The sequence below is a fragment of the Paraburkholderia sp. BGA-UO-ETr-F12 genome (assembly GCF_059567945.1).
Window position 1 is genome coordinate 221,461 of record NZ_JCAQOZ010000012.1, and the last position, 23,095, is coordinate 244,555.

Consider the following 23,095-nt stretch of genomic DNA (forward strand, 5'->3'; position numbering starts at 1 on the left):
GAATCGGGGTTGAAGCTGCCTTTGAAACTGTTGCCGACTGTATTACGAAGCCTCGGGAAAGCCCATGCGGGCGAGCCCCGAGTGAGCGGTCAACTCAGTGACCCGCTCAGTGTCAAGTTCAACGCCCAGGATAAATATCGACGTCGAAATACTGCTTTTCGAGCTTTTTGAACGTGCCGTCCTGATGCACCTGCGCCAACGCCTGGTTGAACATCGCTTTCAGCTCGACGTCGTCCTTGCGCAGGCCGATGGCCGTGCCGTCTCCGAGTGTCTTCGGGTCTTTCACTTCCGGGCCGGCCCAGCCGAAGCCCTTACCGCGCGGCGTCTTCAGGAACCCGGCGTCGGCTTGCAATTCATCCTGCAGCGCGGCGTCGAGACGACCCGAGGCGATGTCGGCGTACACCTGATCCTGATTCTGGTAGGACACCACGGTCACGCCTTTCGGCTCCCAGTACGCCTTGGCGTAGGTCTCCTGAGTCGAGCCCTGCTCGACCCCGACGTGCTTGCCCTTCAGCGATTCAGCCGTGGGCAGGAGCGGCGAGCCGGCTTTGGCGATCATGCGGGCCGGCGCTTCGAACAGTTTGTCGGAGAAATCGATCTGCTCGCGGCGCTTGTCCGTGACGGTCAGCGACGACACGATCGCGTCGAACTTCTTGCCCTTCAAGGCCGGGATGATCCCGTCCAGGTCCTGTTCGACCCACACGCATTTGACGTTCATCTTCGCGCACAGCGCTTTCGTCAAATCGACGTCGAAGCCGACAACCTGGCCGCTGGCCGCCTTCGATTCGAACGGCGGGTAGCTGGCGTCCACCCCGATGCGCACGGTTTTCCATTCTTTCGCCATCGCGCCGGTGGCCACGACGGCAAGCGCCACGCACAGTGCGGCCTTCTTCATGTTTCTCCTGGATCAAACTGATCGTCGTGGTGTGCCGATCTCGACGACCGCCGGCTCGTGGCCGGCCGTCGCTATTCTAGGCGGTCAAAATTGTCGCGCCGCGTCTGGATTTCGCCCGCTTTCGCGCCCGTCTTCTCGACGTATCGAGCGAAATCGGTGAGCGGGCGAACCCCGTGGCTGTGCCATTGCGGCCCGGCTGCCGGGCCCGTCGGCGTGCCTTCGGCACCCACGCGTCTTGAAAAGGGCGGTATTTTACCCGAACAGGGACGGGGCGCCAGTTTGGGACGCCGTCGATGGCCGATGGCTGGGCGCATGCGTTGTGGATTTGCGACGGTGCCGGAACGCGGTCCGGCTGTGTTTGTCCATACTCGTTCGCTCGACGGCCGACAAAGCGGCCAACAAAGCGGCCAACAACGCGGCCGCAATGCCGTGGCTGGGGCGCCGGTAGCCGGGCTGGCCGCGCCCAGCGCCCCGCCGGCGCGTGATTGCGTGGATTTATGGAACGATCCGGTGCGCCGTTGCCGATTGTTTAGCGGGCCGCGCGCCCATACATTCTGCGCATCGTTAATTAGTTACTGGAGACTTTCATGATCGAGATCCGCCGTTCCGACGAACGCGGCCATGCCAATCACGGCTGGCTCGACTCGTATCACAGCTTCTCGTTTGCCGATTACCGCGACCCGCAACACGTGCATTTCGGACCGCTGCGGGTGATCAACGAAGACCGTATCGCCGGTGGGCAGGGCTTCGGCACGCACGGCCATCGCGACATGGAAATCGTCACCTATGTACTCGAAGGCGCGCTTGCACACCGCGACAGCATGGGCAACGGCTCGACCATCCGTCCCGGCGACGTGCAGCGGATGAGCGCCGGTACGGGGGTGATGCACAGCGAATTCAATGCATCGCAGGACGACGAGGCGCACCTGTTGCAGATCTGGGTGATCCCGCAACGCGCGGGCGACCAGCCAGGTTACGAGGAAAAACGCTTCGACGATGCCGACAAGCGCGGGCGTCTGCGGGTGATCGCTTCGCCCGACGGCCGGGACGGTTCCGTCACGATTCACGCGGACGCGTCGATCTACGCGGCGTTGCTCGACGGCGCCGAGCAGGCTTCGTTCACGTTGCCGGAAGGGCGCCTCGCCTATGTGCACGTGGCGCGCGGCGCGCTGACCGTGAATGGCGAAGCGCTCAAAGCCGGCGATGCCGCCAAGCTCAGCGGGACCGATACGGTGATGCTCGAGAAGGGCGAGAATGCCGAGGTCCTGCTGTTCGATCTGGGTCCGCTCAACGGATAAGCAGCCGTCGCCTGCTGTTGATTCGCTGGCCGATGGTTGACCAATGGTTGGCAGAGGGTTAGCGATTGCCGGTTGCGGGCGCAACGAATGTCTTCGGGCTGAAGCGCTGTCTGGACGCAAACAGAAACGCCACGGAAGCTTTTCCGTGGCGTTTTTGCACCTGGAAGGCGGCCGCGCAAGCTGCCTTCCGCCTGGGTCATACCGCTTACTGATACCGCTTACTGATTGGCAGCCGGCGCCGACGCCGCGCCCTTATGATGCTGCCAGCGCTCGCGCATCTTCTCGTGACGGGCTTCCATCTTCGCAAAACGCTGCTTTAGCGCCGTGCTGACCGTAGTTTTCTGCTGGTCGTTCAAGCCGTTGTAGAAAGTGAGCCACGCATTCGTGGTTTGTTGACGCAGTTGTGCGTCTTTTTGCTCGACTTGCTGGTGCGCGGCCGCCATGGCGTTCAGATCCAGGATCGGCTGCTGCTGAGCGGCCTTCATCTGGTTCCTGATCTGTTCATGGTTGGCGCGCATGGCCTCATGGTTCTGCTTCATGGTGTCCAGCGCGGCCTGCCATTGCTTTTCCTGATCCGCATTCAGCTTCAGCTGGTCGTGCAGTTGCGTCAGTTCCTTCATGAAGTGGCCATGCCAGCCGCCGGGGCCGCCTTGACCGGCGGGCTGAGCGGCATAGGCCGCGCCCGCGCCGATGGCAAGGGCGGTGGCGGCAACGGCGAGAACGCGCGAGATTTTTTTGGTGGACATGTAAGGCTCCTTGTAATGGAATAGCCGACGATGCAACCGGTGATAGAGGACGGCCTGCATTCGGTAAGACACAGCGTAGAGAAACGGGTCCAACGCTGTGTTACGCCGACGCATGTGGCTATTACGGGTCATTACGTGTGCCTTTCACCGTAACACCCGGTAACCCTTGCGGGCCGTCTGAAATCGAAAACCCCTCCTGCCGCGCGTTAAACTTCATCCCATGGCTACTCAAATACTTGTTGTTGACGACGACGTCGAATTGCGCGATCTGCTGCGCGACTATCTGGCCCGTCAGGGCATCGAAGTCTCGGTGCTGCACGACGCGGGCACGCTCGAGCGCAGGCTCGAACGCGAGCGTCCCGATCTGATCGTGCTCGATCTGATGATGCCGGGCGTCGACGGGCTGACCGCGCTGCGCAAGCTGCGCGCGTCGGGCGACGACATTCCTGTGATCATGCTCACCGCGCGTGCTGATGACGTCGACCGCATCGTTGGGCTGGAGCTCGGCGCCGACGACTATCTCGGCAAGCCGTTCAATCCGCGCGAGCTGTTGGCGCGCGTGCAGGCGGTGCTGCGGCGGCGCCGCACGCTGCCGTCTGCGGCGGCGCCGGAGCAGCGCGAGCCGTTCAACTTCGGCCGCTTCACGCTCGATTTCCAGTCGCGTACGCTGCATCACGAAGACAAGCCGCTCACGCTGTCGGGCAGCGAATTCGCGCTTCTGAAGATTTTTGTCAATCACCCCATGCGCACGCTCACCCGTGAGCGCCTGCTCGAACTGCTGCATGGCCCGGAATACGACGGCACCGATCGCGGCATCGACGTACAGGTGTGGCGTTTGCGTCGCATTCTCGAAACCGACCCGTCCACGCCGCGTTTCATTCAAACGGTGCGCGGGCGCGGCTACGTGTTCGTGCCGGACGGCGAACAACATGCGTCGGCCCATTGATTCACTGTTTGGCCGCCTCGCGCTGCTAGTCATTGCGGTGCTGCTCCTGTCGCATTTCGCGTGGTACGCGCTGATGCGGCTCGAGCGCAGCCAATTGCAAACCCGCTACGCCGTCGAGGAAGCCACCTTCCTCGTGGACGCGGTGCGCCAGCACGTTGCCCGCACACCGGACCAGCCCTTGCCGTCGCGCGTACGGCTGGTCGATCCGGCGAGCCCCGACGTGCCGCCGGATATCGGCACGTTGCCGGAGCCGCTCGAACGTTTCGTCGAAGACGTACGCGATCGCATGCCGGCCGGCACCCTCGTGCGGATCGGCCAGCCAGGCCGGCCGCCCACGCTGTGGGTGCGCGCCACCACGGATCACAGCTGGATCGTCGTGCCGGTGCAGCCATTGCGGCCGCCGCGCTCGCTCGATCGCACGGTGCTGTGGCTCGCGATCATTTTCTCGTTTGCGGTGATGGCAGCGCTTTTTGCCGCATGGGCGCTGCAGCAGCCATTGCGCTCGCTTGCCCAAGCGGTCGCGCGCTTCGGGCGGGGTTTGCCGGTGCCGCCGGTGCCCGAGCGCGGGCCGCGCGAATTGCGGCAGTTGACGCACGGCTTCAACCAGATGGTTCAGGAAGTGGCGCGTACTGAAAACGACCGCGCCGTAATGCTGGCCGGCGTCGCGCACGATCTGAAAACGCCGCTGGCGCGCTTGCGGCTGCGTGCCGAAATGATGGAAGAAGTGAAAATGCGTGACGGCGTCGTGCGCGACGTCGATTCAATGACGCACATCGTCGAACAGTTTCTGGTGTTTGCCCACGACGGCGCCGACCGCAGCGAAGCGGTCGAAGTGGACGCGCAGTGCGAACGCGTGGTCCGCAGTTACCGTGCGGTCGCGGCCGGCGCGCCCACGGTGCGAACCGAACTCAACGCGGGCCCCGGTTTCCTGCTGCCGGCGGCGACGCTCGACCGGATCCTCTCGAACCTGCTGGACAACGCCCACGCCTACGGCGCGCCGCCGATCGTTGTCGCCACGGCGCGCACGGCGCAAGGTTTCACGCTGTCGGTGAGCGACAACGGCAGCGGTATCGCCGCGCAGGACCTGATCAATGCCAGCCGGCCGTTCGTCCGGCTCGACCCGGCACGCGGCGGCAATGGTCATAGCGGATTGGGGCTCGCGATCGTCGAGCGTCTGGTGCGGCGTGCGGGCGGGGAGTGGGAAATCGGCAACCACGAAGGCCGTGGCTTGCGGGTCTTGATGAGCTTTCCGTTCGAGGTAGTGCCGCGTGTTATGGCGGCCTCGGAAAGCGTCTGGTAGGGTGAGGCGGGGCAAGGGCGGCAGGCGTCTGCCCCGCTGCGTTCATGCCGGAACGCGCGTCCGGCAGCCGTTGCGCTAGTCTGAAAACAGCGTGTTCAACGCATTCGCCGCGTCGCTATCCACCGTATTCCACGTGACCGTTTCGGCTTCGAAAATATAGTGTGTGGTGTACTTGCCGAGACGCGCGAGTATTTCTTCCTGAATCAATTCCGGCGCGACATCCAGTTTCAGATACCACGCGGTCGACGACAGGCGTGTCTGGAACGCGCCATATTCGGCCAGCAAATGGTCGAATGCGTCGGCATCCTGATCGCGACAGACGATGACCAAATTTCCCTTCATGCGAATCTCCCGTTAGAGCGGTAGCGGCAACCTCAATGTCAGGGTTGATGATACCTGCATCCTCACGGAACTTCCGGAGAAGGGATTTGCTTTGCGTCAGTTGCCGCGTTCCTCGGGGTGCCAGTGGCATGACAGGCGCGGCGGCGCGAACTGCAATCCGGCACGACCCGGCGCATTACCCGTGAGAGCAAACGTTATCGAGCGCTACCAGGTGTTACCAGGCGCTACCAGGCGTTCGCCACGGTGCGTGCGGGCGGTGCGGTGTCGTCGGGCGGAAGCGCTTCGGTGCGGTCGCGCCCACCCGTCTTCGCTGCGTAAAGCGCCATGTCGGCGCGGCTCATGATGCGCTCGGGCAGATCGTCGGCGGAGAGTTCGGTGATGCCGATGCTCACGCTCAAACCCACCGAAGGCGGCAGCTTCGGCGAAGGAACCGCCTTGAGACGCAGACGCAAGCGTTCGACCACTTCGCGGCCCCCCTCCAGATTCGTGGCGGGCAGCAGCAAGCCAAACTCTTCGCCGCCTAACCGGCCGATCGCATCGGTGCCGCGCAACTCAGCGCGGCAGGTATCGACGAAATGCTCGAGCGCGCGGTCGCCCGCGGCGTGGCCGAAGCGGTCGTTGATCTGCTTGAAGTGATCGAGATCGGCGATCGCCACGCACAGCGGCTGATTGTCCGCATGCGCGCGCTCTATCTCATGACGCAGCAGGTCGAGGAAGTAGCGCCGCGACAGCGCGCCGGTCAGCGCGTCGTGGCGCGCTTCGGCCGAGAGCAGGGTGTTGGCCGATTGCAGTTGCTCGGCAAGATCGCGGGTGGCGCGATGATGGCGCCGCTCCCGCACGTATGACACGGTGATCACCCACGCGAGCGCGACCGTGCCGGCCAGCGTCAGAAACACCAGCAGATGATCGCGCGTGTGATTGCGCAGCAATTCGGGCCACGCCGCAAGCGGGTCGACCAGATGCGCCGATAGACCCGAGTTCAGGCCGCCGCGTGTCTGATACAACGCAGGCGTTTGCTGCGCGCTCATGCCGAACAACTGGCTGGCGATGGCTGCGGGTACCCAGGGCGCCTGCTCGCGCACTTGTGCGTCGACCTGAATCCGGATGTCGGGGAGGATGTCGCGGCGGTAGATGACCCTGCGCTCGGCGGCGCTCATCTGCGTGACGCGAGAATCTGGCAGGGCATGGCCTTCAAGGTCGCTGTTGTGCGCCATGATGATGACGCCGTGCTCGTCGGCCACGAAGGTGCCGGTATGGGCGACCCAGTGGCGCAGCCGCGCGATCCCCACTTTGGCCACGACGGCGCCGACCAGCAGGCCGTCGGTATAAACCGGCGCTGCGATGAAGATGCCCGGTTCGCCGCTCGAGCGGCCCACGCCATAAGCTTCCGAAAACGCGCCGAGCAGGGCATTGGTCAGATAGCTGCGGGTGCGCATGTCGACGCCGACGAAGGAGCGTTCCGCGGCGAGCGGGTTATTGATGGAGTTGCTCGACGCGACGCAGGTGCCGTTGGTGTTGACGAGCCAGATCTGATCGAGCCCGGAGAAGCCTTGCGCATCATGCAGGAAGCTGCTCACGGCGAGCAACTGCGGGTCCTTTAACAACGCGGCGCGCAGGGCGGGTTCCGTCGCTTCGCCGTTCGCGGCATAATTCTGGGATTGCGCCAGCGCGCGCTGGACCACGTTCATTTCGGCCATGGTGGCGGGGATAGCCCGGGACATCGAGAGGTCGCTGGCAATCACTTCGGCCATGTTGTCGACGATCGACGTGGACATCTGGCGCTGTGTACGCATGGCCGCGTCCAGCTCTTGCTGTACCATCCGGTCCGCGACCATGCCGGCCACGAACCAGCAAACGAGCACGATCAGCGCGAAGCTGATCGGTCCGGCTGCCTGGCGCAAGGTTGTCCTGTTCATCGACCCTCTGTTCCGTCTGGCTGTGACATGCAACTAGCTCATTCGTGGCAGCGCGGTGGCGCCGTTTTGCCCGGTTGTTTTCGCCCAGTTGTGACGCCCTTATGGAAGCGGCTGGCGATCCGGCCTCGGTGTGGACCGTGCCGTGTGCCGGTATCACCGTACACAGCGTGTCGTTTTTTGATTTTAACCGTCATGGGGCCTGACGCCACTGTTATTGCGGGAATGCGAAGTGTGTCCGCGTCGCTCATCAGGGCCTTAACGGCAGCGTGTCGGCTTTCTGAATGGCCGCGCGGGCTTTTTCCGGATGTTTGAAATGCATTTCGGGCCGCGCTCGCGATTGCCGGGAAAATGGCTGGCGCACGTCGGTAAATACCGTGCTGTATCACGCCGGATCGACGCCGGATGAAGGCCGTTTGAAGGCCGTCGTTGCGGCGTACGCTGTGGTTTGCCGGTATTTGGCGCGAAAGGTTGTGCCTGAAACATAGGATGGTGTAGTGTCGTGCCGTCCAAAACAAGGAAAGCCCGCCAGCCTTAGGGCGGCGCCCGCGGCGACAGAGGAATCCGGCTTCGTGGCACCGGTCCTTGGGCAGCTCGCCCAAGGACACGTCCGCACCGGTCTATGTGTCTCCAACGCTAACGATTTACCGCGCCTACGCGTTTTGCCATGCCTGATTTCCGCTTTCCGGACCGATCTTCAGACTGCCGCGCCGAATCTGCGGCCTCCTTTGTCCATTCGAACATCTGTAATAACGAGGAGGGCGCCTGATGGACTTCAGTTTCGACCTGAAACGCACCGCCAATGCTTCAGCGTGGCGATTACTGCCTAACGGCTGGGATTTCGTCGCCTTCCCGTTGATCATCTGCGTCATCGCGATGGCCGCGATCGGTTTTCATCAGACGCTGGCGCCGATGTCGACGCTGAAAACCCAGGTCATCTCACTCGACCCGTCGAGCCTGCCCGAGTACGCCATGCGCACGACGCTGCGCATGCTGGCGGCGATGGTGGCATCGCTTACCTTCACGCTGGTCTACGGCACGCTCGCCGCGAAGAGCCGCCGCGCGGGCCTCGTGCTGGTGCCGATTCTCGACATCCTGCAGTCGGTGCCGGTGCTCGGCTACATTTCATTCACGGTCACGTTCTTCCTCGCGCTGTTCCCGGGGCGCGTGCTGGGCGCCGAACTCGCCGCGATCTTCGCCATTTTCACGAGCCAGGCATGGAATATGACCTTCAGCTTCTATCAGTCGCTGCGCTCGGTGCCGCGCGATCTGGATGAAGTGTCGCGGGGGTTTCATCTGACGGGCTGGCAGCGCTTCTGGAAGCTGGAAGTGCCGTTCTCGATGCCCGGCCTCATCTGGAACATGATGATGTCGATGTCGGGCGGCTGGTTCTTCGTGGTGGCCTCCGAGGCCATCACCGTAGGCAACAACACGATCACGTTGCCTGGGATCGGCGCGTATCTGGCGCAGGCGATCTCGGACAAGAACCTGCACGCGGTCGGCTGGGTGATTCTGGCGATGACGGTCGTGATTCTGGCCTACGACCAGTTCCTGTTCCGCCCGCTCGTCGCCTGGGCCGACAAGTTCCGCATGGAAACGACCAGTTCCGGGAATGCCCCGGAATCCTGGCTGCTCGACCTGATCCGCCGTACCCGTCTGATTCACCGCCTGCTCGTGCCGATGGGGTGGGTGTTCGCGAACGCCGCGCGGGTGCCGATGCGCCTGCCGGCATTCGACCGTGTCCGCTTCGCGATTCCGCAGCGCCAGAAATCGTCGCGCGCGGGCGACATCGTGTGGGGGATTCTGGTGATCCTCCTGACGGTATATGTCGTTTATCGCGTGGTGGCGTATGTGCGCACCGGCGTGACGCTCGACGAAGTGGGGCACGTGCTGGTGCTGGGGCTCATCACGCTGCTGCGGGTGGCGCTGCTGATCGCGCTCTCGTCGGTGATCTGGGTGCCGCTCGGCGTGCTGATCGGGCTGCGTCCGGCGCTCGCCGAGAAGATCCAGCCGCTTGCGCAGTTTCTGGCCGCGTTCCCGGCGAACCTGCTGTTCCCGGTCTTCGTGATCGTGATCGTGCGTTTTCACCTGAATCCTGACATCTGGCTGTCGCCGCTGATCGTGCTCGGCACCCAGTGGTATATCCTCTTTAACGTGATTGCGGGGGCCAGCTCCTACCCGAACGATTATCGCGAGGCGGCCACCAACTTCGGTATTCGCGGCTGGCAGTGGTGGCGCAAGGTGATGCTGCCCGGTATCTTCCCGTACTACGTGACGGGGGCGATTACCGCATCCGGTGGCGCGTGGAACGCGAGTATCGTCTCCGAGTTCGTTCAGTGGGGCGACACCAAACTCGCCGCGCACGGTCTGGGTGCGTACATCGCGCAGAACACCGCGTTGGGCGACTTCCCGAAAATCATTCTCGGTATTGCCGTGATGTCCCTCTTTGTGACCTTGTTTAACCGCCTGCTGTGGCGTCCAATGTACGCCTATGCCGAGTCCAAGCTTCGGCTCGATTGACAGTAAATTTAAGGCAAACCGCGATGCAAAATCCTAAAGCTGCCGTAACCGCCGCGCCGGTCCAGATGCCGCCGAAGCCTCCGCGCCTGGGTGAGGAAATTCTGTGCGTCAAGGACGTGTGCCGCGGGTTCAACAAGACCCAAGGCGAGCTGCTTGTCCTCGACGATGTGAACCTGTCGCTGCGCGAAGGTGAGATCGTCGGCATGCTGGGCCGTTCGGGCTCGGGCAAGTCGACCCTGCTGCGTATCATTGCCGGCCTGATCGAACCGACCGACGGCGAAGTGACGTACCTCGGCAAACCGCTCGAAGGTCCGGCCAAGGGTGTCGCGATGGTGTTCCAGACCTTCGCGCTGTTCCCGTGGTTGACCGTGCTGCAGAACGTGGAAGCGGGCCTCGAAGCGCAAGGCGTGGGCGCGCGCGAGCGGCGCGAGCGCGCGCTGGCCGCGATCGACCTGATCGGTCTCGACGGTTTCGAAAACGCGTATCCGCGCGAATTGTCGGGCGGCATGCGCCAGCGCGTTGGTTTTGCGCGCGCGCTGGTGGTCGATCCGACGCTGCTGCTGATGGACGAGCCGTTTTCCGCCCTCGACGTGCTAACCGCCGAAACCTTGCGTACCGACCTGCTCGATCTGTGGACGCAAGGCCGTATGCCGATCAAATCGGTGCTGATCGTCACGCACAACATCGAGGAAGCGGTGTTCATGTGCGACCGCATTCTGGTGCTGTCGTCGAACCCGGGCCGCGTGATCGCCGAGATCAAGGTGCCGTTCAAGCATCCGCGTAACCGGCTGGATCCGGCGTTCCGCCGTCTGGTCGACGACATCTACGCCAAGATGACCGCGCGCCAGACCGACGAAGCGACGAGGAAGGGGCTCGAACTCGGCAGCTGGCTGCCGCATGTGTCGACCAACCTGATGGCCGGTCTGATCGAAACGCTGGCGGCCGCGCCGTACCACGGCCGCGCCGACATGCCGGAAATCGCCCGCTCGCTGCATCTGGAGGTGGACGATCTGTTCCCGGTTGCCGAAGTGCTGCAACACCTGGGCTTCGCCGATGTGCGTGAAGGCGATATTTTCCTGACGCCGCCGGCGCGTGTGTTCGCGGAATTCGGCACGCAGGAACGCAAAATGATGTTCGCCGAACACCTGCTGCGCCACGTGCCGCTCGCCGCGCGGATCAAGAAGGTGTTGAACGAACGGCCGGGGCATCGCGCGCCGCGTGTGCGCTTCGAGCAGGAGCTGGAGGATTTTCTGTCGGACAGCGCCGCGGAAGAGACGCTCGACGCAGTGATCAACTGGGGCCGTTATGGCGAGATCTTCTCGTATAACGACCAGACGGAAATTTTCAGTCTGGAAGACGTGGAGTCTTAAATCCAGTCGGGTTGATTAAGACGCCCAAGACAAAAAAAAAGCGGCGGGGGAGACCCCGCCGCTTTTTTTATTGCAGATTGCCCCAGCGCTCGACGGCCGGTTCCGCCGATGCCCACTTCCAGCCCTTGTCCTGGCGGCACGCGCTGGCCGTATACCAGTCTTCGTGCGCGTTCGGGCCGTCGCCGTCCTGCACCGAGAACACGAACTCCTTGCACAGCGCGAGCGCCGAGCTGAACGCCCGCGTCACGCGCACCTGGCCATGTCCGTTCTCGATCGGCAGCGAGTGCTTGACTGCCCAAAGCCGCGTCTCGCCGACCGGCATCGCCCCCGCCAACGCGGCAATCATGTTCTGCTGATCGGTGTGCATGGTGCGCATGTAGCGATTGACGGCCTCATCCGTCGCGGCCTGCACGGCAATACCGACGCCGATGCCGACTGCCGGGTTGGCGGTCACGAGACCTGACGCCACACCGGCCGCGGCGCCGCTCGCCGCGCCAACCGACGAGCAGCCGCTCGTCAGCAGACTCGCGCCGACGCAGATGGCTCCCGCGAGCGCGAGCCGCAGCCGGTTGCCGGAAAGCGCCACCGTACGCGTGCGCGGAGCCAGGGCATCGCGCTTGGCGTGGCTGGAACGTCGTTCAGGTAGCGCGCGCCCATTGCGGGGAGATTGAAGCCACAGCGCCCTCATTGCAGCGCGCCCCAGCGTTCGGTGGCGGGTTCGGCCGACGCCCATTTCCAGTTGTCGCCGTCGCGGCAGATCGAGGCGACGTAGAACGCGCTGCTAGCCGGCACATTCTGGGTAGCGATCTGATCGACCGAGAAGACGATTTCCTTGCAGTCGAGCGCACCGGCGCTGATTATTCGGCTTACGGTGACGCGACCGTGTTCGTCGTCTTCGATCGGCATCGAATGCGTCACGCTCCAAGGCGCAATCGCGCCGACTTCGAGCGGTCCGGCGATTTTGGCGATACCGTCCTGCGTATTCTTGTGGACCACGCGCTCCGAGTACTGCACGCCGGCGCGCGCCGCGGCCACCGCGCCGAGACCGATGCCGGTAGCGACCGCCGCGTTGTTGGTGACTTTGGCCGCGAGCGCGGCGCCTGCAACACCTGCGCCGGCGGTGGCGCCTTCCGTATAGAGCGAACTGCACCCGCTCAACGCCGACGTAATCGCCACCGCTAATGCGACGAGCGCCGTTGCATTCGGACGTCCGCATTTAGCGGCTTTAGACGCCGTAGTTGTTTGTTTTGCCCCTTCGGCCCACACCATACTTTTTTGCATTTCCCTGTCTCTGCTCCTGCAAGTGCCTTCGCTCACGCATGGTTTATTTGCGTGCTTCACATTTGTGAACGGTGTGTGAGCGAAAGGCACGCCTTTCTCATCGTTGCACTATGCGCTGCCGCATTTTGCAGGATGCCATTTGTAATTGGCAGTGGGAAAGTGCAAGCAATTGCAAAAGATAGTGCGAGTCGAATCGGTTTCTGGTGGGCGGAAGCCGATTTTGATTGGTGGTGCGAAGGGATTAATTACGAGATGAGCGATACGCAAAAAATGGCCGTTTCAGCGAAGGTGGCCTGCGCAACGCGCGTAGCAGGTGACTGAAAAAGCCGGCGGTCGGTATGCAGAAAATACCTGCCCACGCGAACGAATCGCGTGAGCGCCTGGTACGGCTTAGGTTTCGCTTTCTTCTTCCGCGCCTTCGTCGCCGCCATATACGCTCAAGCGGTTGTACAGCGTTTTCAGGCTGACGCCGAGTGCTTTGGCCGCGCGCCGCTTGTCGCCACCGCAGTATTTGAGCGTGCCGAGAATGATCTGCTTTTGCGCATCGGCGAGCGGAGTGCCGATCCACACGCTCATCGCGTCGCCCTGGGTCACGGGTTTTTTCACGCGCGATGCGAGATGCGGATGCGGCAGTTCAACCGTTTTCTCCGCGAGAATGAACGCGCGATACACCGCGTTCTTCAACTCGCGCACGTTGCCCGGCCACGACCAGGTCCGCAGTGTTTCGATCGACCGTTTGCTGAAGCTCTTGCTCGCGTTTTCCTGCTGATTCAGCAAGGCGAGAAAGTGTTGGGCGAGCAGTTCGCGATCACCCTCGCGCTCGCGCAACGGTGGCGCGCGCAACGGAAAAACCGCAAGCCGGTACATCAGGTCTTCGCGCAGACCGTGTTCCTTCACGGCGATCGCGGGGTCGCGATTGGTCGCGGCGATCACGCGCACGTCGCCATGAATCAGCTCGTTGCCGCCCACCCTGAAGAAGGTGCCGGTCTCGAGCGCGCGCAAAAGTTTGACCTGGCGCACTGGCGCCATTTCAGTGATTTCGTCGAGGAACAGCGTGCCGCCGTTCGCATGTTCGAAGTAGCCGATGCGGCCTTGCACGGCACCCGTGAAGCTGCCTTTTTCGTGGCCGAACAATTCGGCTTCGATGAGTTCGTCGGGAATTGCGCCGCAGTTCACGGCGATAAACGGGGCATCCTTGCGGCTGCTGTGATCGTGAATCGTGCGGGCAATCAGTTCCTTGCCGGTGCCAGATTCGCCGATGATCAGCGCGGTCGCGTCGGTGCCGGCGACGCGTTCGATCTGCTCATACAAATCGAGCATCACCGGCGACGAGCCGTACAGTAGCCCGTACGATTTCAGTCCCGCGATGCCGTCCGCGACGCGCTGCTTCGTCTGTGCGGCGGAGACGGCGGGCGGGTCCAGGTCGATTGACGCCATAAACGGGGGAGTCCTGTGCAAATGGGGTTTGGTGTTGCGGCGCGCAGGCCTTCAAGTCCTCGGAGCAAGATGGACCAGTTCACTCACTATCTCACAAGAATTCGATTTAACCACTTTGAAGCTGCTTCCGGCAATCCATGTGACGGGTGGAGAAATAGTCCGCCGCGCGTCCGGTCGAAAGTGCCTGAACCGGTGTTGCTATCGAACAAGCGTGGCAAATTTACCGGGCACGGCGTTTGCGGCATGAATTCGGCATGCGTGCGCTTTTGGGCGGCTTGAGGCTGCGCTGGGCGCGCCGACGTCCGCTGCGATTCCTGCGGTTCCTTCGGTTCCTCGATCTGTCGCCACGCGCAGCAATGAGGACGGAAGTGGGACGCAGACGCCGGATTCAGACATAGGAGCAAATAATGAGTGACACCACGCAACAGCTCGCACTCGGCGGCCAGAAGATTGTCGAAGATCTGAGAGTGTTGCTGACGGATTCGGAAGAGATGCTGCGGCTTGCCGCAAATGTACCGGGCGAGGGCGTCGATGCGCTGCGCGAACGCCTGACGGCGCATGTCGAGACGCTGCAGGCGGCGCTCGGTGATGCGCAGCGGAACGCCCGGCACCGCTACCGTGCCGCAGCCGTCAGTGCCGAGCGATACGTGCGGCACAACCCATGGCGCTCGCTTGGCATGGCCGCGGGCGCGGGTTTTTTGCTTGGCGTCCTCGCCGCGCGCTGACGCGCCGCGTTCGATGCGGATCCCCTAGACGATAACCAGGAGTTCACGATGGGACGACCCAAAATTGGCATCTTCGGCGCGCTGATGGCCCTCGGCGGGTTGCTGGCTCTGCGCTACGTGCAGCGAAACCGTGCCACACAAATTCCGACGGCGCGTGATCTGAGCCGCTGGGAGGGCGAGGGCGGCGCGGTGACGACCGGCGGCGTGAGCGCGGCAAGCGCTGGCCCGTCCGCGCCAGACACGGCGCACGGCGCAAATGGCTCGCAGCATGCGAATGGCCAAGGCAGTGCATGGCCGTTTCCGCGTAGCGAAGGGCCACAGTGACACCCTTGCGTACGCGGTGATGCCGCAGCGGCCCGCTTCGCCGGGCGGCGTCGGGCGCACATTACAAACGTGTCCCGATAAAACCGTATAATAGGTAAATAGACAACAATGCCGCATCGCGACGGGCGATTCCCTCGTTGATTGTTGCGGTATTGAGTCAAGTCAGGGGTTCGGCGCTATCGCAGAAAGTTAGCGTGTGCTCACATTACGACGCACGCGCAGCATAAGGCGAGCGGCCGGCCGGCACTTCAGCATGCGTTTTGCATGTTTCCCCATTCACGCTTTCGGGCTTTCGAGACGCGATGCCACACGTACTGATTGTCGATGACGATGCCGGTACCCGCGAGGCGCTTGCCGCCATCATCGGGGAAGACGGTCTGACTACCGCCACGGCGGGCGATTTGCGCGAAGCGCGCATTCAACTGGTCCGGCAGATGCCGGATGTCGTTTTTACGGATCTGAAGCTGCCTGACGGCAGTGGAGTCGATCTGTTTGAAGATCTCGATCCGCGCTCCGGCGTGGAAGTGATTGTGATTACGGGTCACGCCACGGTGGAGTCGGCGGTCAATGCGCTGAAGATGGGCGCCACCGACTACCTGGTTAAGCCGATCAATATGCAGCGGGTGAAGGCGATTCTGTCGCGCCTGCCGCGAGCTGGCGACCTGAAGGCGGAAATCGGCACGTTGCGTGGCGAGTTGCGCCGCATGGGCCGGTTTGGGCTGATGCTCGGCAACTCGCCGGCCATGCAGGAGGTTTACGACCAGATTAGCCGGGTTGCGCCGACGGCCGCCTCGGTCATGCTGGTGGGCGAGTCGGGCACCGGCAAGGAAGTGGCCGCCCAGACGCTGCACCAGCTCAGTTTGCGCCGCAAGCATGCGTTTCTGGCGGTGAATTGCGGCGCGATTTCGCCGAACCTGATCGAGTCGGAAATGTTCGGCCACGAGCGTGGTTCGTTCACCGGCGCGGACCGTCAGCACAAAGGCTATTTCGAACGCGCGAACGGCGGCACGCTGTTCCTCGACGAAATCACCGAGATGCCGATCGAGTTGCAGGTGAAACTGCTGCGCGTGCTGGAAACCGGCATGTTCATGCGGGTCGGCACGACCAAAGAAATCGAAACGGACGTGCGCCTGATTGCGGCCACCAATCGCGATCCTGAGCAGGCGGTGCTGGAAGGCAAGTTGCGGCTCGACCTGTACCACCGCTTGAACGTGTTTCCGATCAGCTTGCCGCCGCTGCGCGACCGGGGCAAGGACGTGGAATTGCTGGGGCAGGCGTTTCTCGACGAACTCAACGAGCGTCACGGCACGAAGAAGCATTTCCCCGCCGCGGTGAAGGAAATGTTGATGTCGTATCCGTGGCCGGGCAATGTGCGCGAGTTGAAGAACTATGTGCAGCGCGCGCACATCATGTCGGGTACGGATTCCGACAGTACGGCGACGGTGCCGTTGCAGATCACGTTGTCGAAGCCTGCGGCTGGCACGGCGATTACGATTCCGTTTGGGACTTCGCTTGCGGAAGCGGATCGTCAGTTGATTCTGGCTACGCTCGAGCAATGTGGTGGGGTGAAGACGCGGGCTGCTGAGATTCTTGGGATTAGTTTGAAGACGCTGTACAACCGGCTGGTTGAGTATGGGAATGATGCGAGGGATGAGGGGGATGCGGCTGATGAGTCGCCGCGGGCGGATGTGGACGTCTGAAAGATCTAGGGTTGGGCCTGCTCGGCGGGTTGCTTTTGGCGTTGCCTTGTTGTGGTTTGTTGGCGGTGCGCCTTTGGTCTTTCCTTGCTGAGGTGGTTGTCTCTGTTCTGTTGTTGGTCTTTTGGCCTTTCCTTGCTGTGTTAGTGGTTTATTAGCGTTGCCCCTGTGCGGGGCGGCACCTACTTTTCTTTGCCGGCCGCAAAGAAAAGTAGGCAAAAGAAAGCGGCTCAAACCGCTAACTCTTAAGCGGGTCCCCCGCACAGCCACGGTAGTGGTACATCTGGAATCTGTGTCCTCGCACATTCGGCGCTGGTGACAAGGGCGTCATACCTCCCGCGGCGCTGCGCGCGCCGATACCCGGTTCATAAAACCGCCCGCCGGATTTTTGCTTTCGCGGTTTGGTCCTTTCCCCGACTCGTCGTTGTATCGCTGCCACCGGGCTGCGGTCTCACTCTCCCGTTTGTCCCCGTCCCAGACTCGCCGTTGCCTCGCTGCTGGAAGCACAACCGCGGGAGCAATCGCGATCGCGAAATCGATGCACCGACATTCATTTGAAATGGGATTGGCCAACCAGAGCGGGGGCGCCTCGCCGAGGCGAAGCCGACGGCTCCCGCTGCGCGGAGCAAACCCGCAGGTTTCCCTGGCAGACCCGTCCGCGACGCACGTAGTGCGGAGTGGGAGCTGATGAGCGCCTTGTCGCTGACGCGGAGTGCGCGGGAACACGGATTCCAGATGCACCACTACCCCCTCCAAGCCAGGGGACCCGCTTAAGAATTAGCGGTTTGAGCCGCTTTCTTTTGCCTACTTTTCTTTGCGGCAGGCAAAGAAAAGTAGGTGCCGCCCCGCACAGGGGCAACGCTAATAAACCACTAACACAGCAAGGAAAGGCCAAGAAGGCAAACGCACAGACACAGCAAGAAAAGACCAAGAAGCGGCCAACGGCCACAAGCAAACCAAGGCAAGCGGGCAAGCAAAACAAAAAGCGCCGCGAAGGCCCCCACCTGCCGGGCAGGCAACCCCTCCCGGCATAACCCTTGCTGCCACCACAACAACCACAAAGCCAAGGACAACGAACATGCCGGACTACGCCGCCGCGACCGCCCTCCCGAAACACGCCCACCGTCCCGAGCCGATCGAACCGCCATCACCATCGCCATCACCGTCACCAAATCCTGGCGAACCCGACACGATTCCAGGCCCTAGCCCGACTCCAGACCCGATCGAACCGGTTGCGCCGCCGATCGGCGACCCACCCCCGCAACCCACGCAAACGCCACAAGCCAATCGGCGCCCGCTGCCTCAACCCGCACCCGTGCAACTCTGACACGCTCAGTGCGCCGCACCATCGTCCGTCACAGCGATTTTATGTACTTGTTACAAAGTCGACGCATCTTTTACCGGCAATTTGCCGTCGCGACCCCTACACTGAATTGATGCCGTCTCGTTGACGGCGGGCTTCCCCCGGAGGCATCGATCATGAGACATCCAGCATTGCGTCGTTCCGCGCGCCACTCAAAACGCGATTCCCGGCCGGGCAGCAGCCAGAGTAGCTCGCCTGAGTCGCCAGACCCGGCCGCGCAGAACCGCATCGCGCCCAATGCGCCGCCAGACGGGGAGCACAACCAGGGTGGCGTGCGCCCGGAAGGGCTGGAGTATCAGCGCGATCTCGGCTCGGAACAGGACGCCTGACCCCGTCTGACAGGCGGTAAGAACGGTTTCGGTTTCGTCATACAAAGCAGAAAAAATTTCTTCGTAATACTTCGGTATTGCGCGTTTTTGCTCGTCCGATACATTTGTAACCATTTTTATTTCCAACATCTCAAAAAACGGCACGCGACTTGCATGCACCGTTAACGCACATATCCGTATGCAACGAAACAACTGACGAGGTGGAGCACCAATGAGCAGACTGATCGTGGTATCGAATCGTGTGGCGCCAATCCAGGAAGGCCGCCCCGCGGCAGGTGGCCTCGCGATCGGCGTGCTGGACGCGTTGAAGGAAACCGGCGGAGTCTGGTTCGGCTGGAGCGGCGAGACGGTGAGCGAGCCGTCATCCCCGGTGATCGAGAAGCAGGGCAATGTGACATACGCGACGGTGGGTCTCACCAAGCGCGACTATGACCAGTACTACCGCGGTTTTTCGAACGCGACGCTGTGGCCGACGTTCCACTATCGCAACGACCTGTCACGCTACGACCGGCAGGAATATGCGGGCTATCAGCGCGTCAACGCGACGCTCGCCAGGCAGCTCAAGGAGCTGCTCAAGCCCGACGACATCATCTGGGTGCACGACTATCATCTGCTCCCGTTCGCGCGCTGTCTGCGCGAGCTCGGCGTGAAGAATCCAATCGGTTTCTTCCTGCATATTCCGTTTCCAGTTCCGGAAGTACTCCGTACGATTCCGCCTCACGAGGAGTTGGTCAAAGCAATGTGCAGCTACGACGTGGTCGGTTTCCAGACTGAGGCGGATCGCCAGTCGTTCGTCGACTTTATCGAGCGCGGCCAGCACGGCACCTCGAGCGAAGACGGCATGGTGCACGCGTACAACCGCTTCCTTAAAGTGGCCGCATACCCGATCGGCATCTATCCGGATGCGATCGCCAAGGCCGCCGAACAGTTCACCGATCGCAAGCCGGTACGCAGCCTGCGTGACGGCATGCGCGGGCGCAAGCTGATCATGAGCGTCGACCGGCTCGATTATTCGAAGGGATTGGTAGAGCGCTTCCAGGCATTCGAACGGCTACTGCTGAATGCACCGGGTTGGCACGGACGCGTATCGCTGGTGCAGATCGCGCCGCCGACGCGCGCGGACGTGCAGACGTATCAGCGTATTCGTCAGACATTGGAAGGCGAAGCGGGCCGCATCAACGGTCGTTTCGCGCAACTCGACTGGACGCCGATCCAGTACCTGAACCGCAAGTACGAACGCAATCTGCTGATGGCGCTGTTCCGTCAATCGCAGGTCGGTTATGTGACGCCGCTGCGCGACGGCATGAACCTGGTCGCGAAGGAGTACGTTGCATCGCAGGATCCGGCCGATCCAGGCGTGCTGGTGTTGTCGCAATTTGCCGGCGCCGCCGAGCAATTGCCGGGTGCGCTGGTTGTCAATCCGTTCGATCTGTCGCAGATGGCCGAGGCGCTGGAGCGCGCACTGTCGATGCCGCTCGCCGAGCGCCAGGCGCGTCACGCGGACATGATGGCGCCGATGCGCGAGAACAATCTGTCGGTCTGGCGCGACACCTTCCTCGACGACCTGCGCAACATCGCGACCGCCTCTTCGGTGACGGCCAAAGCGGTAAAGCTCGCTGACGTGACGGCATCTTCAAGCTGATTCAATGGCGGCGCGGTTCCTACGGGAATCGCGCGTGCCGGTCACGTCGAAGCAGAGTCGAAGCACAAAAACAACAAGAGAAAGAGCAGGCGAAAGGACATGAAAAAGGGCGCGGATCGAGGCATGCGATTCGCGCCCTTGTTGCATCGGAGAGCCGGCTCGCGATGAGGTTCGTAGTAAGGTCGCAATGAGGGCCGCAATAAGGCTCGCCATGCACTGACGTCGCTCGAACCGGCGTGCCCCGTTTGCCCATTCAGGCTCGCTGCATCACGCGCAACGTGCTGACCACGGCGGCAACCGCTGAAAAGCACGCGGCCACATACAGCACGATGACCGGCCCGTTGTGCGGCGCGATGCCAAAGATCAGCGCGACCAGCGCGGCACCGAGCGTCTGTCCGGTCAGGCGCGCGGTGCCGAGCATGCCGCTCGCGCCGCCGCTGCGCTCACGCGGCGCGGCGGACAGCATGGTTCGATTGTTCGGCGACTGAAAGATCCCGAAGCCCGCACCGCACAGCGCCATGCGCCAGGCGATCTGCATCGGCTCCGGATGCGCGCCGAGGGTGGCGAGCAGCAGCAGGCCCACCGTCATCGCAGCGAGTCCGACGCCGCCTAGCCAGCCCGACGACACCTTGTCCGACAGTACGCCGGCAATCGGCGCCGCGATGATGATGACTGCCGGCCACGGCGTCATCAGCAAGCCGGTATCGACCTGTGAGAAGCCGAGCGTGTCCTGCAACAGAAACGGCAACGACACGAACGCCAGCATCTGAGCGCAGAACGAACAGACCGACGTGCCGATCGATAAGGCGAACACCGGAATCTTCAGTAAATCGATCGGCAGCAGGGGCGCGGGCTGAGTCAACTGACGGCGCACGAAGAAGTAGCCGATCACGAGCGCGCCGAGTGCTTCCGCGGCGACCCAGCCGACGGATTCGCCGTGACCGAGACCGTCGACGGCGAAAATCAGCAGGCCGAACACAAACGCGTTCATCAGCGCGCTCAGATAATCGTACGGCGACTCGTGGCCGGGGTTCATCGGCAGGGCTTTGAAGCCGCCGACAATCGCCGCGATCCCGATCGGCACGTTGATCGCGAACAGCCACGGCCACGAGGCGATGGCGAGCACCCCGGAGGCGATGGTCGGCCCGACCGCCGACGACACCGCCACGACCATTGCGTTGATTGCAACACCGCGCCCTAGCTGTGCGGGAGGATAAATCATCCGCACGAGCGCGGTGTTCACGCTCATCACGCCGGCCGCGCCGAAGCCCTGGACCACGCGGGCGAGCGCGAGCGTCGGCAGCGAAGTGGATAGCGCGCAACCGAACGACGCCACCGTGAACAGGATCAGCCCGGCCAGATAGATGCGCCGGTAGCCGATACGATCGCCGAGCGAGGCGAGCGGCAACAGTGAAATGGTGATGGCGAGCTGGTAGGCATTGACGACCCAGATCGAGCCCGCTGCGCTCGCATGCAGATTGCGTGCGATGGTCGGCAGCGCCACGTTGGCGATCGCGCTGTCGAGCACCGCTAGTGTGAGGGCGAGGGCGATGACGAGCATGGCCCAGTAACGCTGCGGAATCGGCAAGCCTTGTTCGGTGCTATCCGCGAGCGTTGGGCCGGCGGCGGGTGAGGTAGCTGACGCGGCATCGGCCGTCATCGAACTATCCTTGCGCGATGGTTGTGCGTGCATCGTTCTTCTGGATTTGGAGTAGGGCGATTCATCGGCGAGGCGTCCCGGCGACGAACCGCGCGCGCTGCGTGCGGCCCCGGAAAGACAAGACGGCGCGCTGCCACGATGCCGTTGCATTGCAGCAGCGCAGCGGCATCGCGTCTCGTGCGTTATTTGAGTTCGTACAGGCCGGTATGAGTGGTTGAGTCGAGCTCGTTCAGATGCGTCATGAAACGCGCGACCGCATTGGTGGTCTCCGCGTTGATCGGCAGGTGCGGCACCTTCAGCGCATGCAGGCGGAAGATGTAGCGATGCGTCCTGTCGCCGCGCGGCGGCGCGGCGCCGCCGTAGCCGACCGTGCCGTAGTCGTTGCGCACCTGCAGCGCGCCTTGTGGCAGCAGCGAACCGTCGGCCTTGCCGGCATTGCGCGGCAGCGAGCGGACATCGGCCGGAATATTGACGACGACCCAGTGCCAGAAGCCGCTGCCGGTCGGTGCGTCGGGATCGTGAACGGTCAGCGCGAAGCTTTGTGTGTCGGCCGGCGGTGCGTCCCACTGCAGCGCGGGCGAGATGTTCTCGCCGTCCACGCCGAAGGCCTTGTCGTGATACTCGTGGGCTTTCGGCATAAAGCCGTTGGTGGGGAAATCGTCGGACCAGAGACGGAAATCAGCCATGGTGTGCCTCCCTTGTTGAGTGGTTCTGGGATGGGCGGAGCGTGTTTTTTGCCGCCGGCCCGCTGCCCGATTTCTGCAAGTCCGGTACACAAAAAAGCCCCAAGCTAGCCAATCGAGTGTATCACCAGCGGCTTGGGGAATCGTTCGAACCGGGCAGGCTACAAGCAGCTTTCAGCCGCGTTCTTCGAAGTGCGGCGCGTCGCTTTTCAACCATGCGACAAGCCGCTGCAACACGCCTTCGATATCCCGATTGGCCCCGCGCAAAGCGCATTCCCACACCACCCCGACGCGCCAGCCGCTCGCAAGCAACGCTGCCTGAACCTTGTCGTCGTTGCTGCGATTGCGGCCGATCTTGTCGCGCCAGAACTCCGGCCGGGTTTGGGGCCATTTGAAGAGATGACAGTCGTGGCCGTGCCAGAAGCAGCCGTGTACCAGCACGACCGCACGGTAGCGCGGCAGTACGATGTCCGGACGGCCCGGCAGATCGCGCGCGTCCAGACGGAAGCGGAAACCCTGGCCGTGCAGCAGGCTGCGGATCAGAATTTCCGGTTTGGTATTGCGGCCGCGAATGCCGGACATCATCCGGCTGCGCGTTGCACTGTCGACGATATCGACCATCGC

General features: G+C 62.7%; 22 protein-coding genes. 12 read left to right on the forward strand and 10 right to left on the reverse strand.

Annotation, left to right across the window (positions count from 1 at the left end; genetic code table 11):
* Nucleotides 1–118: 118 nt before the first annotated feature.
* Nucleotides 119–895, reverse strand: coding sequence for an ABC transporter substrate-binding protein (locus AC57B6_RS04545; RefSeq protein ID WP_106352791.1), 777 nt, complete (start codon nt 893–895; stop codon nt 119–121).
* A gap of 587 nt (nt 896–1,482) precedes the next feature.
* On the opposite strand from AC57B6_RS04545, the gene AC57B6_RS04550 reads away from it, so the two are divergent.
* The gene (locus AC57B6_RS04550) at nt 1,483–2,193 is read left to right on the forward strand and encodes a pirin family protein (protein ID WP_030103188.1); all 711 of its coding nucleotides are present in this window, start codon (nt 1,483–1,485) and stop codon (nt 2,191–2,193) included.
* 218 nt (nt 2,194–2,411) lie between these two features.
* Here AC57B6_RS04550 and AC57B6_RS04555 read toward each other — a convergent pair whose 3' ends face one another.
* Nucleotides 2,412–2,939, reverse strand: a complete 528-nt coding sequence (locus tag AC57B6_RS04555) for a periplasmic heavy metal sensor (RefSeq protein WP_028196801.1) — start codon at nt 2,937–2,939, stop codon at nt 2,412–2,414.
* A gap of 220 nt (nt 2,940–3,159) precedes the next feature.
* Between AC57B6_RS04555 and AC57B6_RS04560 the strand changes: the two genes are divergently transcribed.
* Together AC57B6_RS04560 and AC57B6_RS04565 are read left to right on the forward strand one after the other, a co-directional pair.
* Nucleotides 3,160–3,885, forward strand: a complete 726-nt coding sequence (locus AC57B6_RS04560) for a response regulator (RefSeq protein ID WP_028196802.1) — start codon at nt 3,160–3,162, stop codon at nt 3,883–3,885.
* The gene (locus AC57B6_RS04565; RefSeq protein WP_028196803.1) at nt 3,869–5,185 is read left to right on the forward strand and encodes an ATP-binding protein; all 1,317 of its coding nucleotides are present in this window, start codon (nt 3,869–3,871) and stop codon (nt 5,183–5,185) included. Before AC57B6_RS04560 ends, AC57B6_RS04565 begins: the two co-directional genes overlap by 17 nt.
* A 75-nt stretch (nt 5,186–5,260) precedes the next feature.
* Here the strand turns inward: AC57B6_RS04565 and AC57B6_RS04570 are convergent, their stop codons facing one another.
* Nucleotides 5,261–5,527, reverse strand: coding sequence for a double-stranded DNA-specific endonuclease (locus AC57B6_RS04570; protein ID WP_007175813.1), 267 nt, complete (start codon nt 5,525–5,527; stop codon nt 5,261–5,263).
* A gap of 224 nt (nt 5,528–5,751) precedes the next feature.
* Nucleotides 5,752–7,443, reverse strand: coding sequence for a sensor domain-containing diguanylate cyclase (locus AC57B6_RS04575; protein WP_281663398.1), 1,692 nt, complete (start codon nt 7,441–7,443; stop codon nt 5,752–5,754).
* 765 nt (nt 7,444–8,208) lie between these two features.
* Between AC57B6_RS04575 and AC57B6_RS04580 the strand changes: the two genes are divergently transcribed.
* Entirely contained in the window at nt 8,209–9,960 is a 1,752-nt protein-coding gene (locus tag AC57B6_RS04580; protein ID WP_216750273.1) for an ABC transporter permease, read from the forward strand.
* A 23-nt stretch (nt 9,961–9,983) separates the two neighbouring features.
* Nucleotides 9,984–11,330, forward strand: coding sequence for an ABC transporter ATP-binding protein (locus tag AC57B6_RS04585; protein ID WP_028196806.1), 1,347 nt, complete (start codon nt 9,984–9,986; stop codon nt 11,328–11,330).
* 67 nt (nt 11,331–11,397) lie between these two features.
* Here AC57B6_RS04585 and AC57B6_RS04590 read toward each other — a convergent pair whose 3' ends face one another.
* The gene (locus AC57B6_RS04590) at nt 11,398–12,018 is read right to left on the reverse strand and encodes a hypothetical protein (protein ID WP_496420764.1); all 621 of its coding nucleotides are present in this window, start codon (nt 12,016–12,018) and stop codon (nt 11,398–11,400) included.
* Nucleotides 12,015–12,611: a hypothetical protein gene (locus AC57B6_RS04595; protein WP_028196808.1), complete on the reverse strand. Its 597-nt coding sequence runs from the start codon at nt 12,609–12,611 to the stop codon at nt 12,015–12,017. Before AC57B6_RS04595 ends, AC57B6_RS04590 begins: the two co-directional genes overlap by 4 nt.
* A 132-nt stretch (nt 12,612–12,743) precedes the next feature.
* On the opposite strand from AC57B6_RS04595, the gene AC57B6_RS04600 reads away from it, so the two are divergent.
* The gene (locus AC57B6_RS04600) at nt 12,744–12,932 is read left to right on the forward strand and encodes a hypothetical protein (protein WP_146153259.1); all 189 of its coding nucleotides are present in this window, start codon (nt 12,744–12,746) and stop codon (nt 12,930–12,932) included.
* Between the two features lie 69 nt (nt 12,933–13,001).
* On the opposite strand, the gene AC57B6_RS04605 is transcribed toward AC57B6_RS04600, so the two are convergent.
* The gene (locus tag AC57B6_RS04605) at nt 13,002–14,048 is read right to left on the reverse strand and encodes a sigma-54 interaction domain-containing protein (protein WP_028196809.1); all 1,047 of its coding nucleotides are present in this window, start codon (nt 14,046–14,048) and stop codon (nt 13,002–13,004) included.
* A gap of 407 nt (nt 14,049–14,455) precedes the next feature.
* Here AC57B6_RS04605 and AC57B6_RS04610 point away from each other — a divergent pair, with 407 nt between their 5' ends.
* From AC57B6_RS04610 to otsA, 6 genes are all read left to right on the forward strand, one after another.
* Nucleotides 14,456–14,773, forward strand: coding sequence for an ElaB/YgaM/YqjD family protein (locus tag AC57B6_RS04610; RefSeq protein WP_046566377.1), 318 nt, complete (start codon nt 14,456–14,458; stop codon nt 14,771–14,773).
* 48 nt (nt 14,774–14,821) lie between these two features.
* Nucleotides 14,822–15,097, forward strand: a complete 276-nt coding sequence (locus tag AC57B6_RS04615) for a hypothetical protein (RefSeq protein WP_496420765.1) — start codon at nt 14,822–14,824, stop codon at nt 15,095–15,097.
* Between the two features lie 302 nt (nt 15,098–15,399).
* Nucleotides 15,400–16,797 (forward strand): sigma-54-dependent transcriptional regulator, encoded by a 1,398-nt coding sequence (locus AC57B6_RS04620; protein WP_028359528.1) that lies wholly within the window; start codon nt 15,400–15,402, stop codon nt 16,795–16,797.
* A 1,075-nt stretch (nt 16,798–17,872) separates the two neighbouring features.
* The gene (locus AC57B6_RS04625) at nt 17,873–18,121 is read left to right on the forward strand and encodes a hypothetical protein (protein WP_106352794.1); all 249 of its coding nucleotides are present in this window, start codon (nt 17,873–17,875) and stop codon (nt 18,119–18,121) included.
* Between the two features lie 152 nt (nt 18,122–18,273).
* Nucleotides 18,274–18,486, forward strand: a complete 213-nt coding sequence (locus AC57B6_RS04630; RefSeq protein ID WP_279229283.1) for a hypothetical protein — start codon at nt 18,274–18,276, stop codon at nt 18,484–18,486.
* A 211-nt stretch (nt 18,487–18,697) separates the two neighbouring features.
* Nucleotides 18,698–20,128: an alpha,alpha-trehalose-phosphate synthase (UDP-forming) gene (otsA, locus tag AC57B6_RS04635; protein ID WP_028196813.1), complete on the forward strand. Its 1,431-nt coding sequence runs from the start codon at nt 18,698–18,700 to the stop codon at nt 20,126–20,128.
* A gap of 253 nt (nt 20,129–20,381) precedes the next feature.
* Here otsA and AC57B6_RS04640 read toward each other — a convergent pair whose 3' ends face one another.
* The 3 genes from AC57B6_RS04640 to AC57B6_RS04650 form a co-directional block, all read right to left on the reverse strand.
* Nucleotides 20,382–21,788 carry an MFS transporter gene (locus AC57B6_RS04640; protein ID WP_496420766.1) on the reverse strand — a complete coding sequence of 469 codons (1,407 nt, stop codon included), beginning with the start codon at nt 21,786–21,788 and terminating at the stop codon, nt 20,382–20,384.
* Between the two features lie 182 nt (nt 21,789–21,970).
* Entirely contained in the window at nt 21,971–22,474 is a 504-nt protein-coding gene (locus tag AC57B6_RS04645; protein WP_028196815.1) for a YbhB/YbcL family Raf kinase inhibitor-like protein, read from the reverse strand.
* 171 nt (nt 22,475–22,645) lie between these two features.
* Nucleotides 22,646–23,092, reverse strand: a complete 447-nt coding sequence (locus AC57B6_RS04650) for a very short patch repair endonuclease (protein ID WP_281663470.1) — start codon at nt 23,090–23,092, stop codon at nt 22,646–22,648.
* Nucleotides 23,093–23,095: the final 3 nt, after the last annotated feature.

Excerpts from the sequence above, each read along its gene's own strand:
- AC57B6_RS04565 (WP_028196803.1), top strand. The coding sequence starts at position 3,869 with ATGCGTCGGCCCATTGATTCACTGTTTGGCCGCCTCGCGCTGCTAGTC.
- AC57B6_RS04600 (WP_146153259.1), top strand. The coding sequence starts at position 12,744 with ATGCCATTTGTAATTGGCAGTGGGAAAGTGCAAGCAATTGCAAAAGAT.
- AC57B6_RS04640 (WP_496420766.1), bottom strand. The coding sequence starts at position 21,788 with ATGACGGCCGATGCCGCGTCAGCTACCTCACCCGCCGCCGGCCCAACG.
- AC57B6_RS04580 (WP_216750273.1), top strand. The coding sequence starts at position 8,209 with ATGGACTTCAGTTTCGACCTGAAACGCACCGCCAATGCTTCAGCGTGG.
- AC57B6_RS04560 (WP_028196802.1), top strand. The coding sequence starts at position 3,160 with ATGGCTACTCAAATACTTGTTGTTGACGACGACGTCGAATTGCGCGAT.
- AC57B6_RS04615 (WP_496420765.1), top strand. The coding sequence starts at position 14,822 with ATGGGACGACCCAAAATTGGCATCTTCGGCGCGCTGATGGCCCTCGGC.
- AC57B6_RS04625 (WP_106352794.1), top strand. The coding sequence starts at position 17,873 with ATGCCGGACTACGCCGCCGCGACCGCCCTCCCGAAACACGCCCACCGT.
- AC57B6_RS04650 (WP_281663470.1), bottom strand. The coding sequence starts at position 23,092 with ATGGTCGATATCGTCGACAGTGCAACGCGCAGCCGGATGATGTCCGGC.
- AC57B6_RS04620 (WP_028359528.1), top strand. The coding sequence starts at position 15,400 with ATGCCACACGTACTGATTGTCGATGACGATGCCGGTACCCGCGAGGCG.
- AC57B6_RS04555 (WP_028196801.1), bottom strand. The coding sequence starts at position 2,939 with ATGTCCACCAAAAAAATCTCGCGCGTTCTCGCCGTTGCCGCCACCGCC.
- AC57B6_RS04570 (WP_007175813.1), bottom strand. The coding sequence starts at position 5,527 with ATGAAGGGAAATTTGGTCATCGTCTGTCGCGATCAGGATGCCGACGCA.
- AC57B6_RS04545 (WP_106352791.1), bottom strand. The coding sequence starts at position 895 with ATGAAGAAGGCCGCACTGTGCGTGGCGCTTGCCGTCGTGGCCACCGGC.
- AC57B6_RS04590 (WP_496420764.1), bottom strand. The coding sequence starts at position 12,018 with ATGAGGGCGCTGTGGCTTCAATCTCCCCGCAATGGGCGCGCGCTACCT.
- AC57B6_RS04610 (WP_046566377.1), top strand. The coding sequence starts at position 14,456 with ATGAGTGACACCACGCAACAGCTCGCACTCGGCGGCCAGAAGATTGTC.
- otsA (WP_028196813.1), top strand. The coding sequence starts at position 18,698 with ATGAGCAGACTGATCGTGGTATCGAATCGTGTGGCGCCAATCCAGGAA.
- AC57B6_RS04630 (WP_279229283.1), top strand. The coding sequence starts at position 18,274 with ATGAGACATCCAGCATTGCGTCGTTCCGCGCGCCACTCAAAACGCGAT.
- AC57B6_RS04595 (WP_028196808.1), bottom strand. The coding sequence starts at position 12,611 with ATGCAAAAAAGTATGGTGTGGGCCGAAGGGGCAAAACAAACAACTACG.
- AC57B6_RS04550 (WP_030103188.1), top strand. The coding sequence starts at position 1,483 with ATGATCGAGATCCGCCGTTCCGACGAACGCGGCCATGCCAATCACGGC.
- AC57B6_RS04575 (WP_281663398.1), bottom strand. The coding sequence starts at position 7,443 with ATGAACAGGACAACCTTGCGCCAGGCAGCCGGACCGATCAGCTTCGCG.
- AC57B6_RS04585 (WP_028196806.1), top strand. The coding sequence starts at position 9,984 with ATGCAAAATCCTAAAGCTGCCGTAACCGCCGCGCCGGTCCAGATGCCG.
- AC57B6_RS04605 (WP_028196809.1), bottom strand. The coding sequence starts at position 14,048 with ATGGCGTCAATCGACCTGGACCCGCCCGCCGTCTCCGCCGCACAGACG.
- AC57B6_RS04645 (WP_028196815.1), bottom strand. The coding sequence starts at position 22,474 with ATGGCTGATTTCCGTCTCTGGTCCGACGATTTCCCCACCAACGGCTTT.